Raw genomic sequence first — 270 nt, 5'->3', positions numbered from 1 at the left:
GGCCAGCTCGAAGCCACCGACCTGGAATTCCTGGCCCTGCTGCGCCAGCGCCAGGAACGACTCGACGCGATTCCCGTCGAAGAACTCGAAGCCACGGTGCGCCGCATGCTCAACCGCGAAGCGCGGCTGGGCTGGAAGCAGCGCCTGGAACAAGACAATCCGGAACTGCTGTTCAGCCAGGACGAAGCCAGGGCCAGGGTCGCCAGCCTCGCCGAAGCCGATGTGCAGATGCGCGCGCTGAACCGCGAACTGCTCGGCAAGGGCATCGAC

1 protein-coding gene is annotated in these 270 nt (G+C 66.3%); it reads left to right on the top strand.

The window, feature by feature from the left end:
• The coding region (locus ACLJNW_RS25345; RefSeq protein WP_410961384.1) for a hypothetical protein at positions 1-270 on the top strand (270 nt) is incomplete at both ends.

It is taken from the genome of Salmonella sp. SAL4457 (assembly GCF_046548235.1).
Classification (GTDB): Bacteria; Pseudomonadota; Gammaproteobacteria; order Enterobacterales; family Enterobacteriaceae; genus Salmonella; species Salmonella enterica.
This window is presented reverse-complemented; position numbering and strand designations above follow the sequence as displayed.